Source organism: Streptomyces sp. NPDC090088, from assembly GCF_044747345.1.
Classification (GTDB): Bacteria; Actinomycetota; Actinomycetes; order Streptomycetales; family Streptomycetaceae; genus Streptomyces.
The window spans coordinates 85,177-101,117 of record NZ_JBIVDZ010000007.1; the positions used below are offsets into that span (position 1 = coordinate 85,177).

Annotated in this window: 11 protein-coding genes; 3 read left to right on the forward strand and 8 right to left on the reverse strand. The window is 70.6% G+C overall.

The features are described 5' to 3' along the window. Positions 1-22: 22 nt before the first annotated feature. From ACIPSJ_RS31410 to ACIPSJ_RS31420, 3 genes are all read left to right on the forward strand, one after another. Positions 23-904 carry a shikimate dehydrogenase gene (locus ACIPSJ_RS31410; RefSeq protein ID WP_401351056.1) on the forward strand — a complete coding sequence of 294 codons (882 nt, stop codon included), beginning with the start codon at positions 23-25 and terminating at the stop codon, positions 902-904. A gap of 85 nt (positions 905-989) precedes the next feature. Further along, on the forward strand, positions 990-2,771 hold the full coding sequence (locus tag ACIPSJ_RS31415; RefSeq protein ID WP_401351057.1) for a TIM barrel protein: 1,782 nt from the start codon (positions 990-992) through the stop codon (positions 2,769-2,771). A gap of 175 nt (positions 2,772-2,946) precedes the next feature. After that, a complete protein-coding gene (locus ACIPSJ_RS31420; RefSeq protein WP_401351058.1) occupies positions 2,947-4,818 on the forward strand; it encodes an ArnT family glycosyltransferase in 1,872 nt (623 codons plus the stop codon). Between the two features lie 58 nt (positions 4,819-4,876). Here the strand turns inward: ACIPSJ_RS31420 and ACIPSJ_RS31425 are convergent, their stop codons facing one another. From ACIPSJ_RS31425 to gnd, 8 genes are all read right to left on the reverse strand, one after another. After that, a complete protein-coding gene (locus ACIPSJ_RS31425) occupies positions 4,877-7,735 on the reverse strand; it encodes a glycoside hydrolase family 2 TIM barrel-domain containing protein (RefSeq protein ID WP_401351059.1) in 2,859 nt (952 codons plus the stop codon). A 26-nt stretch (positions 7,736-7,761) separates the two neighbouring features. Beyond that, positions 7,762-8,631 carry a carbohydrate ABC transporter permease gene (locus ACIPSJ_RS31430; RefSeq protein WP_359213963.1) on the reverse strand — a complete coding sequence of 290 codons (870 nt, stop codon included), beginning with the start codon at positions 8,629-8,631 and terminating at the stop codon, positions 7,762-7,764. Then, entirely contained in the window at positions 8,628-9,596 is a 969-nt protein-coding gene (locus ACIPSJ_RS31435; RefSeq protein WP_359213960.1) for a sugar ABC transporter permease, read from the reverse strand. Before ACIPSJ_RS31435 ends, ACIPSJ_RS31430 begins: the two co-directional genes overlap by 4 nt. A 20-nt stretch (positions 9,597-9,616) precedes the next feature. Next, complete coding sequence (locus tag ACIPSJ_RS31440) at positions 9,617-10,882, reverse strand: sugar ABC transporter substrate-binding protein (protein ID WP_359213957.1); 1,266 nt, start codon at positions 10,880-10,882, stop codon at positions 9,617-9,619. A gap of 262 nt (positions 10,883-11,144) precedes the next feature. Then, entirely contained in the window at positions 11,145-12,992 is a 1,848-nt protein-coding gene (locus tag ACIPSJ_RS31445; RefSeq protein ID WP_401351060.1) for a glycoside hydrolase, read from the reverse strand. Positions 12,993-13,011: 19 nt separating this feature from the next. Then, entirely contained in the window at positions 13,012-14,256 is a 1,245-nt protein-coding gene (locus tag ACIPSJ_RS31450) for an ROK family protein (RefSeq protein ID WP_401351061.1), read from the reverse strand. A gap of 205 nt (positions 14,257-14,461) precedes the next feature. Beyond that, the gene (locus ACIPSJ_RS31455) at positions 14,462-15,055 is read right to left on the reverse strand and encodes a histidine phosphatase family protein (protein ID WP_359213948.1); all 594 of its coding nucleotides are present in this window, start codon (positions 15,053-15,055) and stop codon (positions 14,462-14,464) included. A gap of 6 nt (positions 15,056-15,061) precedes the next feature. Further along, positions 15,062-15,940, reverse strand: coding sequence for a phosphogluconate dehydrogenase (NAD(+)-dependent, decarboxylating) (gene gnd / locus ACIPSJ_RS31460; RefSeq protein WP_359213945.1), 879 nt, complete (start codon positions 15,938-15,940; stop codon positions 15,062-15,064). Between the last annotated feature and the right edge of the window lies 1 nt (position 15,941).

Consider the following 15,941-nt stretch of genomic DNA (forward strand, 5'->3'; position numbering starts at 1 on the left):
CTATGCCGCTCGGGAGGGCCACGTGGCCAAGGACTCGTATCTCGTCGGACTGATCGGTTCCGGTATCGGTCCGTCGCTCAGCCCTGCCCTGCACGAGCGCGAGGCCGGCCGGCAGGGGCTGCGGTACCTGTACCGGCTGATCGACATCGATGTGCTGGGGGCTCCGCCGGAGGCCGTGGGGGAGCTGGTGCGGGGTGCGCGTGACCTCGGCTTCGACGGGCTGAACATCACGCATCCCTGCAAGCAGCTGGTCATCGGGCACCTGGACGCGCTCTCCCCGCAGGCCGAGGCGCTCGGCGCGGTCAACACGGTGGTGTTCGAGGCCGACGGGCGGGCGGTCGGCCACAACACGGACGTGACCGGGTTCGCGGCGTCGTTCGCGCGCGGGCTGCGGGACGCTTCGCTGGAGGGCGTCGTGCAGCTCGGCGCCGGGGGCGCGGGGGCCGCCGTCGCGCACGCGACGCTCACGTTGGGCGCCGAGCGGGTCACCGTGGTCGACGCGCTCGCCGACCGGGCCGTCGATCTCGCGGGCTCGCTGAACCGGCACTTCGGCGCGGGGCGCGCGGTCGCCGCGGGCTTGGATCGGCTGCCGGAACTGCTGGCCGGTGCGGACGGGCTGGTGCATGCGACGCCCACGGGGATGGCCGCGCATCCGGGGCTGCCGTTGCCCGCGGAGTTGCTGCGCCCCGAGTTGTGGGTGGCCGAGGTCGTGTACCGGCCGCTGGAGACGGAACTGGTGAGGACCGCTCGGGCGTTGGGGTGTGCGGTGCTGGACGGGGGCGGTATGGCCGTGTTCCAGGCGGCGGACGCGTTTCGGTTGTTCACGGGGCGGGAGCCGGACGCGGTTCGGATGCTGGCCGACATCGCGGAGCTGGCTGAGAGCTCGGCGGGGCAGGTTGTGTGACGGGTGCGGGGCGGTGGGGGCTGGTCGCGCTGTTCCCCGCGCCCCTAAAAGCAGGGGGGTTGCAGTGAACGTGAGGAAAAAGGTCATGCGTACTTCTGTTGCCACCGTTTCGCTCAGTGGGTCGCTCACCGAGAAGCTGACCGCCGCCTCCCGTGCCGGGTTCGACGGGGTCGAGATCTTTGAGAACGATCTGCTGGCCAGTCCGCTGTCGCCCCGGGAGATCCGGGCCCGCTGTGCCGATCTCGGGCTCACGATCGACCTCTATCAGCCCATGCGGGACATCGAGGCCGTGCCGGAAGGAGAGTTCGGTCGGAATCTGCGGCGGGCGCGGCACAAGTTCGAGCTGATGCGGGAGTTGGGCGCCGATACTGTGCTCGTCTGTTCGTCGGTCTCCCCGCTCGCGGTGGACGACGACGATCTGGCCGCGCGGCAGCTTTCGGAACTTGCCTCGCTGGCATCGGAGTTCGGCATCCGTGTCGCCTACGAGGCACTCGCCTGGGGGCGGCACGTCAGCACGTACGACCACGCCTGGCGGATCGTCGAGGCGGCCGGTCACCCCGCCCTCGGGACCTGCCTCGACAGCTTCCACATCCTGTCCCGTGGATCCGACCCCAAGGGGATCGAGGACATACCCGGCGAGAAGATCTTCTTCCTGCAGTTGGCCGACGCCCCGCTGCTGGCCATGGACGTGCTGCAGTGGAGCCGGCACTACCGGTGCTTCCCCGGGCAGGGCGGGTTCGACGTCGCCGGGCTGGTGCGGCACGTGCTGCGCACGGGATACGACGGGCCGCTCTCCCTCGAAGTCTTCAACGACGTGTTCCGGCAGGCCGAGGCCGGGCCGACCGCCGTGGACGCGCAGCGTTCGTTGCTGGTGCTGCAAGAGGCCGTCGGGGCGGGGGAGTTGCCCGCGCCGGTGGTGCCGACGGGGGTCGCGTTCGCCGAACTGGTCACCCCGGACGGGGAACCCGTGTCGGCGCTGCTCGGTGCGCTCGGCTTCGCCCGGACCGCGCGTCATCGGAGCAAGCCCGTCGACCTGTGGGAGCGGGGCGAGGCCCGGATCCTGGTCAACACCGGTCCCGCGGCCCGCCGTGACGGGACGCAGCTCGCCGCGATCGGCCTGGAGTCACCGGATCCGCGGGCCGCCGCCCGCCGCGCCGAGGCCCTGCTCGCTCCCGTGCTGCCCCGCCGCCGGGCCCCCGAGGACGCCCCGCTCGACGCGGTCGCCGCACCCGACGGCACGGAACTGTTCTTCTGCGCGACCGGCGGCGCCCCCGGACTCCCCGACTGGCGGGCCGACTTCACGGACGTACCGCACACCCCGCCGGCCGCCCCGGCACGCATCGACCACCTCGCGCTCACCCAGCCCTGGCACCAGTACGACGAGGCGACCCTCTTCCACCGCAGCGTGCTCGGTCTGCACGCCCAGGAGAGCGTGGACGTGGCCGACCCCTACGGACTGCTGCGCTCCCGGGCCGTCACCAACGCCGACGGCAGCGTCCGGATCGCCCTGGGCGTCGGCGCGGCACCGGCCGACGACACCCTGCACGCCCAGCACGTCGCCCTGGCCGTCGACGACGTGGTGGCCGCGGCCCGCGCCTTCCGTGCGGCGGGCGGCGCCCTGCTGCCCATCCCCGGCAACTACCACGACGACCTCGCCGCCCGGTACGAGTTCGCCGACGGGGAGTTGGAGACGTACCGCGAACTCGGCATCCTCTACGACCGGGACGCGGGCGGTGCCTTCCGGCACTGCTACACGCGGACCGTCGGACGGGTGTTCTTCGAACTGGTCGAGCGAGACCTCGGATACCGCGGGTACGGGGCACAGAACGCGCCGGTGCGGCTCGCGGCCCAGCACACCCGGCGGTGAGACACAGGCGGGATTCAGGATTCTTACAGCTTCCACGACCGGTACTCACGAAAATCCCGAATGTTCCTTGACATTCCGGGCGTGACGTTCGGCGAGATCCAGTCGTCCTACAGGCCGTAGCAGTCCAGGGCGTTCTGGAATCCCTGGATACCGGGAGTCCTGGAGGCCGTCCGCGATGCCGAGCCCTGTCAGCGCCGAGCCGCTCGTCCGAGTCGAGGGGCCGCCGCCCCCGCCGGCCCCGGCACGCAGCCGCACCCAGCGCTACGAGATCCCGATCCTCGCCGGCATCGCCACCGTCGCCGCGCTGCTCTTCTTCTGGGGCATCTGGCACAGCGCGTACCACTCCTTCTACGCGAGCGCGGTCCGCAGCATGACCGACAACCCGGTCGCGTTCCTCTACGGCTCCTTCGACCCGGCGGGCTCCATCACCCTGGACAAGCTGCCCGGCTTCCTGTGGCCGCAGGCCCTGTCGGCGCTGGTCCTCGGCTTCCACCCGTGGTCCCTGGTGGTCCCGCAGGCCCTGGAGGGCGTGGCCTCGGTGGTCCTGCTGCATGTGGTGGTACGACGCTGGGCCGGCGTACCGGCCGGGCTGCTGGCCGCCGCCTTCCTCACGCTCACCCCGGTGACCGTGGGCCTGGGCCGTTCGGTCACCGAGGACGCCCCGTTCGTCCTGCTGTTGCTGCTGGCCGCCGAGGCCACCCAGCGGGCCACCGCCCGCGCCCGGCCGCGCACCCTCGTACTGGCCGGCGTCTGGGTCGGGGTGGCCTTCCAGTGCAAGATGCTGGAGGCCTGGGCGGTGCTGCCCGCGCTGGCCGTGACCTACCTGGTGGCCGCGCCGACCACGCCGCGCCGCCGGATCCGGGACCTCGCCGTGTCCGGCGCGGTCATGCTGGCCGTGTCGCTGTCCTGGATGCTGGCCGTCGGCCTCACCCCCGCCACCGCCCGCCCCTACCTCGACGGCACGACCGACAACTCGCCGTTCGCCCTGGTCGTCGGCTACAACTTCCTGACCCGCTTCCAGGCACTGGGCATCGACGCGTCCGGCACCGGCAGCATCGTCGCCGACCGGGCGCACAGCCGGGCGTCGGTGGGGATGGGCGACAGCGTCTGGAAGATGTTCAGCCCCGGGCTGGCCAGCCAGACGGGCTGGCTGTACCCGCTGGCGGCGCTGGGCCTGGCAGCCGGACTCTACGGCCTGTGGCGCCGCCGCCCGCCGCGCACCGACCCCTTCCTCGCCGGGTACCTGCTGTGGGGCGGCTGGCTGGTGACGTTCTTCCTGGTCTTCAGCTTCGGCAGCGTGACCGGACACACCTACTACATGGGCGTGGTGGCGGTCGGCCTGTCGGCGCTGGCCGCCGTGGCCGTGACCCGGGTGCGGCGCCGGGGCGTGCTCTGCGCGGTCCTCGCCGTCAACGTCGGCTGGTGCGCGGCCCTCACCCTGTACTACCCGCGCTTCTTCACCTGGTCCGTCGCCGTCGCCGCGGTCCTCGCCCTGCCGGCCCTGGTCCTCTTCGCCGTCGGCGGATCGCGCCCGCGCCGGGCCGCCCTGGCCGTCGCCCTCGCCGCGGTCCTGGTCGTCCCCACGGTCTGGTCCGCGTCCGCGACCTCCCTGCGCTACAACCAGCCCGGCGGCTTCGGCCGGATCGGCCCCGGCAGCATCGCCACCCGCAACGGCGCCCTGGCCCTGGACCCGCCCCAGCGACGCGTCCTCGCCTACCTCACCGCCCACCGCGACGGCGCCCGCTACCTGGCCGCCGTGCCCCGCTGGCAGATGGCCGCGCCGTACATCCTCTCCGACAACGCCTCCATCCTCCCGCTCGGCGGCTTCACCGCCCATGTGCCGTACCCCGCGCCCAGCACCTTCCACCACCTGATCGACACCGGCCGGCTCCGCTACGTCCTGCTGGGCCACGCCGACCTCACCCACCGTGCCCGGGGTGCCAAGACCCCCGGCCGGGCCCTGCTGCGCTGGGTCATCGGCCACTGCGCGCCGGTGCGCGTCTCGATCTACACGCTGTACCGGTGCGGGCCGGGCCACGGGCGGTGACGAGCGCGGAAGGGCCCCGGACCGTGCGTGGTCCGGGGCCCGTCGGAGCGGTCCTGGCTCAGCCGAGGTTCGCGAACACGAAGGAGAACTCGGCCGGTCCGGCGTGGAGTTGGTACTGCGGCAGGACGCCCGGGCCGCAGGACTGCGAGCCGATGCCGTGCAGGCCGTGGTCCAGGTTGACCCAGACCGTGCCGGACGGGGTGAGGTCGGTGCGGTGGGCGGCCGCGTCCAACTGCTCGGTGGTCCAGCGGCGGGCCGTGAACCAGAACTCCGGGTCGCCCTCGATCCGCAGACCGCCGATCTCCGCCCAACGGACGTCCGCGCGGGCGCCGTTCTCCTGCGGACGGACGTAGGGCGTCTGGAGATCGTCGACCGTCGACTCCCAACGGGCGAGCAGGGAGGCCGACCTGGTGTCCGGGTACGCCTCCTCGGGCCCGCCGCCGAACCACCGCACCCGGTCGGCGGCCGGCAGCCCGAAGCGGATACCGAGCCGGGGCAGCGGCACCGTCCAGTCGCCGTCGGGGGTGACGGTGACGGTGAGGCGGAGGCGGTCGCCGTCGGTGGTCCAGCGGTAGACCGTCGGCAGGCCGAACTCCCAGGCCGCGGGCGCGACCCGGGAGCGCACGGTCAGGGCGTCGCCGTCGAGTTCGACCGCGTCCAGGCGGTGCCGCATCCGGTGCAGACCGAACTTGCGCCACAGCGCGGCGTAGCGGATGTCGCTCTGCCAGGCGGCACCGTCGTCGTTGTCGGTCGTCGCCCGCCAGACGTCCAGGCGCAGTCCGGTCACGTCCACCGCGCCGATGCTCCGCAGCGCGCCGCTGCGGGCGTCGAAGACGGCCGGCCCGAGGCGGATCACGTCCTCGCCGGGGACCGGCCCGCCGGCCACCGCGAAGGGCGGCGACTGCCGCTCCGACACGGGCACTTGGCCCCAGGCGACGACATGGCCCCGGGGTCCCCACGCGGTGTCGGCCGCCAGCAGCGCCCGTACCGTCCACCCGGTCTCGCCGCCGCCCGTGGTGACGGGCGGCTCCGGCAGCTTGACGTCCGCCGACTCGCCGGGGGCCAGGGCCGGTACGGCCAGGCTGCCCGACTCCACGGTCTCGCCGTCGACCTGGTACGACCACTCGAAGGCCAGCGCCGACAGGTCCGCGAAGTCCTGCTTGTTGGTGATCCGCACGGCGGGGCCGTCACCCTCGATGGCGACCGGCTCGATCACCTTCTTGAACTCCACCAGGCCCGGGGAGGGCCGCCGGTCCGGGAAGACCAGGCCGTCGCAGACGAAGTTCCCGTCGTGCAGCTCCTCGCCGAAGTCGCCGCCGTACGCGAAGCCGTACCGCTCGTCCTTGACGCCGTGGTCGATCCACTCCCAGATGAAGCCGCCCTGGAGCCGGTCGTACGACTCGAAGATCCGCTGGTAGTCGGCGAGGCCGCCGGGGCCGTTGCCCATGGCGTGGCCGTACTCGCAGAGGATGAAGGGGAGTCGACGGCGCCCGTGGGTGCCGCCGTCCAGGCCGCGGCCGATCCGCTCGACCTCGGCGTGGTCGGCGTACATCCGTGAGTAGACGTCGGTGTCACGGCAGTCGATGTCACCCTCGTAGTGCACCAGGCGCGAGGCGTCCCGGCCGTGGATCCACTCGGCCATCGCGGTCAGGCCCCGGCCGGTGCCGGCCTCGTTGCCGAGGGACCAGATGACGACCGACGGGTGGTTCTTGTCGCGTTCGACCATCCGGGCGGCCCGGTCGAGCAGGGCCGGGGTCCACCGGTCGTCGTCGACCGGGTTGTCCCGCCAGGCCTGCTCGGTGAAGCCGTGGGTCTCCAGGTCGCACTCGTCGATCACCCACAGGCCGTACTCGTCGCACAGGTCGAGGAAGGCCGGGTGCGGCGGGTAGTGGGAGGTGCGGACGGCGTTGATGTTGTGCCGCTTCATCAGCAGCACGTCCGCCCGCATGGTCTCCAGGTCGAGGGCGCGGCCCCGCTCCGGGTGCCACTCGTGCCGGTTGACGCCCTTGAACAGGACGGCCTTCCCGTTGACCTTGATCAGCCCGTCGGCCAGCTCCACCGTCCGGAACCCGATCCGCAGGGGCACCCGCTCGCCCTCGGTGGCCAGGACACCGTCGTACAGCTTCGGGGTCTCGGCCGTCCACGCCTGGACCGGTACGGTCACCGGCTCGCCGGTGGCGATGTCGATGCCCAGGTCCGGCACGGTGACCCGGCCGTCCACGTCGGAGTCGACGCGCAGGGTGCCCGCGCCGCCGGTGTGGTCGTAGGAGGCGTGCACGAAGAAGTCGAGGGCCGCGCCCGCCGGGCGGTGCAGCAGGGTCACGTCACGGAAGATGCCGGGCAGCCACCACTGGTCCTGGTCCTCCAGGTAGGAGCCGGCCGACCACTGGTGGACCCGGACGGCGAGGACGTTCCCGGCCGGCCTCAGCAGGTGGCCGACCGCGAACTCGTGCGGCAGCCGGGAGCCCTTGAACTCGCCGATGTCCGTGCCGTTCAGCCAGACCCGGGCGCAGGACTCGACCCCGTCGAAGCGCAGCACCGCCCCGCCGTCCGCCGGGTCCCAGCCCTCCGGCAGGTCGAAGAACCGCAGATGGTCCCCGGTGGGGTTCTCGGTCGGGACCCTGGGCGGGTCCACCGGGAACGGGTACAGGTGGTTGGTGTAGATCGGCGCGCCCTGGCCCTGGAGCACCCAGTGCCCCGGGACCGAGACCTCCGCCCAGCCGCCGGCGTCGTACCCCGGCTCGGCGAACGCGTCGTCCTGCGCGTCCGCCGTCGGCGACAGCCGGAAACGCCAACTGCCGTTCAGCGACAGTGACCTGGCGTCCGAGGCCGGATACCAGGCGCGGGGCGGCAGCGCGCCCGAGCCCGGGGAGACGTCCTCGACGTAGTCGGTGGCCGTGGAGTTGCGGAAAGACATCGGTCTCCAGGTCGTGAGAGTGCGGCTCAGCCCTTGATGCCGGTCTGCGCGATCCCCTGCACCAGCCAGCGCTGGAGGAAGAGGAACACGAACACCAGGGGCAGGATGGAGATGGCGGTGGCCATGAAGATCAGGTGGAAGTTGACGGTCTGGTTGGTCATGTACGAGGAGAGCGCGACCTGGACCGTCCAGGAGCTGGGGTCCTGCCCGATGACCAGCGGCCACAGGAAGGCGTTCCAGCCGCTGATGAACGTGATCGTGGCGATGGCCGCGAAGAAGTTCAGCGAGTTGGGTACGACGACCCGCCAGTACGCGCCCCAGTAGCCGAGCCCGTCCACCCGCGCCGCCTCCTCCAGCTCCTTCGGGAACCCCAGGAAGTACTGCCGGAACAGGAAGCAGGTGAAACCACTGAACAGGCCCGGGATGATCAGACCGCGATAGGTGTCCACCCAGCCGAGGGACGAGACCAGCACGAAGCTGGGCACGAAGGTGACCGCCGTCGGGACCATCAGGGTCGCGAGGACCACGTAGAAGACCTTGTTCGCGTGCCGGTAGGGGATCCGGGCGAGTCCGTAGCCGGCCAGGGAGCAGACCAGCAGGGTGCCGACGGTCATGGCGACGGCGATCACCGTCGAGTTCCACATGGACCGGCCGAAGTCCACCGTGGTGTCGCTGAACAGCTCGCTGATGTTGCCCCACTGGAAGGAGGGGAGCAGCTTCCAGTTCTCGCCGGTGATCTCCGGGTCCGTGGAGAGGGCGTTGCGGACGATGAGGTAGAAGGGGATCAGGAAGAGCAGGGCGGCGATGCTGACGGCGACGTACAGACCGGTGTTGCCGATCACCTTGCCGCGCTTGCCGCGGCGCGGCCTGCGGACCTCGGGTGCGGTGCTGGTCACTTGGCCTCGTCCCCCCTTCCGAATCCCATGAACTTGCCCTGCAGGAGTGTGACGGCGCAGATCAGCACCGTGAGGATGACGGCGCCGGCGCTGCCCGCGCCGTAGTCCTGGTTCTCACCGAGAGCGGTCTTGTACAGGATCATGAGGGGTGTCTGGGCCCAGGTCGCCTTGGTCGTGATGATGTTGAAGAACTCGTCGAAGGCCTGGTAGGCGGCGATGAGCAGCAGCAGGATCACCGCGGTGGAGGTGGCGCGCAGCTGGGGCAGCGTGATGTACCGGAAGGTCTGCCAGCCGGGCTTGGCGCCGTCGATCGCGGCCGCCTCGTACAGCTCCGTCGGGATGTTCTGGAGCGCGGCGAGGAACAGGATCATGTAGAAGCCGGCCTGGAGCCACAGCCGTACGGTCAGGATGACCAGCCAGTACCAGGGGGGACTCGGGTCGGACAGGTAGGCGATGTTGTCGACGCCGAACCAGCCGAGGACCGTGTTCATCAGGCCGAAGCGGACGCCGGTGAAGATGGACATCTTCCAGATCAGCGCGGCGGCGACGTAGCTGCACGCGGTGGGCAGGAAGAACACCGAGCGGAAGAACGCCCGCATGAACCTCAGCCGGTGCACCAGGAGCGCGAGCCCCAGGGACAGCGCCCAGGTGAGCGGCACGATGAGGGCGGCGAACACGGTGAACGTCACCAGCGAACCGGTGAAGTTGGAGTTCGTCAGCATGGCCTTGTAGTTGTCGAGGCCGACGAACTTGCTCGGTGTGACGGTGAACCGGGCGTCGAAGAAGCTGAGCCAGACGCTCCAGACGATCGGTACGAAGACGAAGATCACCAGGCCGATGAGGAACGGCCCGGTGAAGAGCCAGAAGTTGAAGGTCGGGTTGCCCCGCAGGCCCCGCCGCGGCCGGGCCTGGGGAGCCGTGGCCGGGGCGGGCTGGGCGACCCCGCGCGTGGTGGTGGTCGACATGTCCGGGTCTCTCCGTCGGGCTAGCCGAAGAGCTTCGTGAGCTCGGTGTTGACCTTCTTCTCCGCGGTGGTGAGCGCGGCGCCCGGGTCGCCGTCCTTGCGGACGCTGTTGGCGAAGGCGTCGGTCAGCGCGGTGATCATCGCCTGGGTCCAGCCGATGTTGTCGAAGTGCCCGAAGTCGTTGAAGAGCTTCACGCCCTCCGCGGGCAGACCGGTCTTCAGCTTGGTGGCGGACTGCGCGATGGAGGTGCGCGGCGGGATGTGGAAGCCGTACGAGGTGGCCCAGTCCTCCTGGTACTTCTTCTGGTCGATCCACAGCCACTTCACGTATTCCTTGGCCGCCTCGACGTTGTCGCCCTTGGCGTTGACGAACATCGACCAGCCGCCGTTGTAGACCGACTGCTTGCCGTTGTCGCCGACCTTCGGGAACGGGAAGATGCCGAGGTCGTCGCCGAGCGCCTTCTGCATCACGGGCATCGCCCACATACCGCAGAACTGGATGGCGCACAGGCCCTGGTCGAGCGCGGACGGGTCCCAGTAGTCGGCCGGGGCGTCCAGCAGCAGGTTGCCGCTGGTGAACAGCTGGCGCAGCTGCTTCATGCCGGCGACCACGGCGTCCGTGTGGAAGGCGGGCTTGTTGTCGGCGGTGAGGGTGTCGGCGCCGGCCGACCAGATCAGCGGGTTGATGACCGGGGTGAGGTCGTTGCCGAGGAAGAGGCCCTTGACCTTGCTGGTGGTGAGCTTGGCCGCGGCCTCGATCAGCTCGTCGAGGGTGGTCGGGACGTCGACCTTCGCCTTCTCCAGCATCGACTTGCGGTAGAAGAAGAACTGCGGGTCGTCGATCATCCGGATGCCGTAGATCTTGCCGTCGACCGTGTGGGACTTGATGTCGGCCGGGTTGAAGTCGTCCTTGACCGGGTCGATGAGGTCGGTCAGGTCGGCCACCTGCCCGCTCTTGACCAGCTGGATCTGCGGGTGGAACTCGAAGACGTCGGGCGCCTGCTTGGTCAGCAGGGCCGCGAAGAGCTTGGACTCGAAGTTGCTGCCCGTGATCCAGTTCGTGGTCACGTTGGCCTTCGAGTACGCCTTCGCGTACCGCTTGATGGCCTGCTCGGTGCCGGCCTCGCCGTAGGCGTGGAAGTACTGGACCAGCTGCTTGCCCGAACCGCTGCCGCCGCCCCGCCCGTTGTTGCTGCCGCACGCGGCCAGCGTGCCGGCGGCGGCCATGCCCGCGGCCGCCCGGAAGATCGAGCGGCGGGACCAGTTGTTGTTGCTCTGTGCCGACATGCTGACGTCCTTGTCTGTCGAGTGCGGCTGCGGCTCCGCGGCCGTGGTGAGGCCCTGAAAACCTCGTGAGCCAGGTGGCTGAAATTGCTTCGCGGAGCGGGACGTTAACCTTCGGCTAATACTTCGGCAAGAGGTTGGACGAAGTCTGCGCGAAACGTTGTACCCGGTTCGGAATGACGAACAGGTGCGAAAGCAGGGCGAGTTGAGGGCCGCCGGGTCAGGGAGTGGCCGGCGGCCCTCGGATCGTGGGATGCGGGGTTCGTTACTGCCTGGTCCAGGCCTCGTTGGTGCCGCTGTTGCAGCTGTAGAGGATCACCTTGCTCCCGTCGGCGGTGGCCTGCCCGCTCACGTCCAGACACTTGCCGGACGCCTCGCTGAGGATCTGGCCGTTGGCGTTCAGCAGCCAGCGCTGGCTCGCGTCACCGGTGGGTTCGGCGGTGGCGGTCAGAGCCGAACCGGAGGCCGTCAGATAGCCGTTCGCGCCCTTCAGGGTGCCCTTCGCGTCGTACGACCAGGACTGGTCCCCGGCGCCCGTGCAGGTGGCGAGGGCGGCCCCGGAGGCGTCGGCGGTCAGGCACTTGCCGGACTGCTTGCCCACCAGGGCCCCGGTCACGGCCGAACTGTCGTGTCCCTTCCCGTCGAGGACGTACGTCGTGATCGAGCGGGCGGCGAGCGTCGCGGAGACCGTCCCCGCACTCACCGACGGCTTGGTCACCCCGGCCCAGTCCTCGGTGGCCGACGTCCGCACGGCCTGGGCGGCCCGCACCGGCGTCCCGCTGTTGAAGTGCAGGCTGAGCGGGGTGTCCGTGGTGTTGTGGTTGTTGACCACGACCACCCATTGGCCCTTCCGGTCGTAGGCCGACACCTCGACCCCGGCCGGCGCCCCGGTCACGTTGTGCGCGACCGAGCCCGGGGTGACGAACTTGCTGTACTGGCCGAGCGCGTAGTATCGCTTGGTGAAGTAGAGCGTCTGGTTGCCGTTCGTCGCGTAGTCGGGGTCGTAGTAGATCAGGCCGTCGTTCCAGCCCTCGTCGTTCCTCGCGGTCGGGTCGCTGCCGTACCCGCTGGCCAGCGCCACCCACCACTGGAAGGCGGAGTCGTGGGCGCTGGCGAAGTCCTTGTAGATGATCCTCGACAGCAGCAGGGCGTTGTCGATGGTCGGGTCGTACTCCTGGTTCCAGCCCGTCGAGCCCTTGCCGAAGCAGCAGATCTCCGAGGCCCAGGACTTCTTGCCGACCGACCTCGACGTCTCGTAGACGTTGCCCAGCTGGCCGTCGCTCGGGTTGTTGTACGTGTGGTGGGCGAGCGCGGACACGTACTGCGCGGTGTCGGGCTGCGAGATCCACTGCGGGAGTTCGGAGACGAACTGGGTGGTCTGGCTCGACTCGTCCGCGATGATCGACGTCTTCTGGTGCCGGGCCCGCTGCTCGGCGCCGAGCGCCCGCACGATGTCGTCGCGCTGGTCGACGGTGACCTTCATGCCCTCCTGGCCGCACGAACCGAAGTCGTTGTCGGGCTCGTTGAAGGGGCTGATGTAGTCCAGCTTCACGCCCTGCCGGGCGAAGTGGTCGGTGACGTCGGCGACGTACTTCGCGTAGTCGCCCTCGTTCTCCGTCTTCAACTGGCCGCCGCAGCTCTGCCCGTTGGTGGTCCACTGCGCGGGCGCGCTGTTGACGAAGCCGATCAGGTCCTGGACGCCGTACCGGGCGGCGTACTTCAGGAAGGTCCGGCCGCCCTTGTCCTTGCTCCAGTCGTAGGAGCCGTCGGCGTTCAGGAAGTCCTCGGCGGCCCGGGCCGGGGTGGTGACCGCGGCTCCGCCGCCGCCGATGTTGTAGCGGTACGAGCTGAGGTCCAGGCCCTGCTTCGAGAACAGCAGCCTCGCCACCCGGGCCTGGACCGCGGGGGCGAAGTGCCGCAGGTCGTTGACCCACCAGGCACCCGAGGCGCCGATGTCGTCGATGGTCTGGGCGGCGTGCGGAGAGACCTCGGCGGGCGCGGTGGCGGTGTCGGCGGTCCCGGCGGCGTTCGCGGGCGGGGAGCTGATCAGGGCCCCGGTCACGGCCAGTGCGGCCGCGGCGGTGGCGAGGACGGATCTCCTGGTGCGGGTCAAAACGGCATCCCTTCCGTCGTCATGAAGGCGGTGCGGTACGGCTCCTTGCGAGGGTGGTGCGTCTGGCGGTCCGCTGGCCCACGGACTGCAGGGCGCCCTCCAGCGCGAAGGTGGCCGCGCCCAGGCACACCGGGTCGGTGGGCACGGGGGAGAGGACGATCTCGGTGGCGGCGAACGGCCGCCGCAGCGCGTGCCGGCGGACGGCCTCGCGCACCTCGTCGAGCAGCGGGGCGCCCAGCTTCTTGGCGACCCAGCTGCTGAGGACGACCACTTCGGGGTTGTAGAGGTTCACCAGGTCCGCGATGCCCGCGCCCAGGTAACGGGCCGTGTCGCGGACGACCTTGACCGCCACCGGGTCACCGGCCGCGACCCCGCGGGCCAGCGCGTCGACGGTGGCCGTCTGGTCCTCGGGGTGCAACAGGGTGCTGCGCGGGCTGAGTTCGCGCACATTGAGCATGATGCCGGGCGCGCCGACGTACGTCTCCACACAGCCGTGGTTGCCGCAGTGGCACAGCCGGCCGTCCAGCACGAGCGTCGTATGGCCCCACTCGCCCGCGCTGTTGCTGACGCCCCGGTAGAGGCCGCCACCGAGCACCAGCCCGGCCCCGACGCCCGTGCCGAGGTTCACCACCACGGCGTCCTCGCGTCCGCGCGCGGCCCCGAACCACAGCTCGGCCACCGCGCTGGCCCGCAACGGATTGTCCAGGTAGAGGGGGTAGGCGATGTGCTCGGAGAGCAGGTCGAGCAGCGGCACGTCGTGCCAGTCCCAGTTGGGCGCGTACTCGGCGATCCCGGTGTCCCGGTCCACCTGCCCCGGCACGCTGACCCCGACGCCGAGCACCCGCGCGCCCTCCACGCCCGCCTGCGCGACCACCGAGCCGACGGCCGTGGCGACATGCCCCACCGCCTGCTCGGGCCTGCTCTCGCCGGGGCGCATGTCCTCCACCGCGCGGGCCAGCACGTTCAGCCCCAGGTCGAACAGCTCCACCCGGATGTACGTCTCCGCCATGTCGACGCCGATCAGCGCGCCGCCCGAGGAGTTGACGGCCACGAGCCCCCGGGGACGGCCGCCCGCCGAGTCCTCGAAGCCGACCTCCGTGATCATCCGGAGGTCGAGCAGCTCCCCGACGAGCGTGGCGACGGTGGCGACGCTCAGCCCGGTGGCGGCCGCCAGCGTCTGCCGGGAGGTGGGGGACTGGGCGATGATCTGCCGCAGCACCTCGTAGCGGTTCGCGGTGCGGATGTCGCGCGATGTGCGCTTCACGCGGCTGCCCCTCCCATCCCGTCACGACCGGCCGGGGCGTACGACGACACCGGCGCGGCGCAAGGCTATGGGCTTATCGGGACTTTCGACAAGGGGTTAGGAAAGGGGCCGTAGAAACTTTCCCCGAGCAGGCTGCCTCGCCCACCTGCGTCCAACGCGTGGAAACGGCCCGCCAGTTGCCACTGGCGGGCCGTCGCAGAGCCACTCAGGGTGTCTTGTTCCACTCGGTGATCACGGGCCAGCCGTGCTCCGTGGAGAGCCGGCTGACGGTCCCGGTCGCCAGCTGGAACAGCCGGCCCTCGGCGGGCGGCAGCCCCAGGCGGCGGGCGGTCAGCACTCGCAGGAAGTGGGCGTGGGCCACCAGGACCACGTCACCCGTGCCGGTGTTGAGGGCCGTCTCGACCTTGCGGAGCACCCGGTCGGCCCGTGCGCCGATCTGCTCCGGCGACTCGCCGGGGTGGCCCGCCGGGCCCGGGGGCACGCCGTCGGTCCACAGGTACCAGTCGGGACGGGAGCGGTGGATCTCCGCCGTGGTGATGCCCTCGTAGCCGCCGTAGTCCCATTCACGCAGGTCGGGGTCGGGTTCGGCCCCGGTGAGTCCGGCCAGTTCGGCCGTGCGTATCGCACGGCTCAGCGGGCTGGCCAGAACCAGCGCATAGGTCCGGCCGGTGAGGAGCGGAGCGAGTGACTTGGCCTGTTCCTCGCCGTGCTGGGTGAGGGGCAGGTCGGTCCAGCTGGTGTGCTGGCCCGACACGCTCCACTCCGTCTCACCGTGGCGGACCAGGAGAAGGTCCCCCACGGCGCACTACTCCTTCGACTCGACGGCGTGGCCGCCGAACTGGTTGCGCAGCGCCGCGATCATCTTCATCTGCGGCGAGTCGTCCTGCCGGGACGCGAACCGGGCGAACAGGGAGGCGGTGATCGCCGGGAGCGGCACCGCGTTGTCGATGGCCGCCTCGACGGTCCAGCGGCCCTCGCCGGAGTCCTGCGCGAAGCCCTTCAGCTTGTCCAGGTGCTCGTCGTCGTCCAGCGCGTTGACCGCCAGGTCGAGCAGCCAGGAACGGATGACCGTGCCCTCCTGCCACGAGCGGTAGACCTCGCGGACGTTGTCCACCGACTTGACCTTCTCCAGGAGCTCCCAGCCCTCGGCGTACGCCTGCATCATGGCGTACTCGATGCCGTTGTGGACCATCTTGGAGAAGTGCCCGGCGCCGACCTTGCCGGCGTGGACATAGCCGTACGGGCCCTCCGGCTTGAGCGCCTCGAAGATCGGCTGGAGCCGCTCGACGTGCTGCTTGTCGCCGCCGACCATCAGGGCGTAGCCGTTCTGCAGGCCCCACACACCGCCGGAGACACCGGCGTCGACGAAGCCGATGCCCTTGATGGCGAGCTCGGCGGCATGCTTCTCGTCGTCCGTCCAGCGGGAGTTGCCGCCGTCCACCACCGTGTCGCCCTCGGACAGCAGGTCCTTGAGCTCGTCGACGACGGACTGGGTGGCGTGGCCGGCCGGGACCATCACCCACACCACGCGCGGGGCGTCGAGCTTCTCGACCAGTTCTTCCAGGGACTTGACGTCGGAGACGTCGGGGTTGCGGTCGTAGCCGATGACGGTGTGCCCTGCGCGGCGGATCCGCTCGCGCATGTTGCCGCCCATCTTGCCGAGGCCGATGAGTCCGAGCTGCATG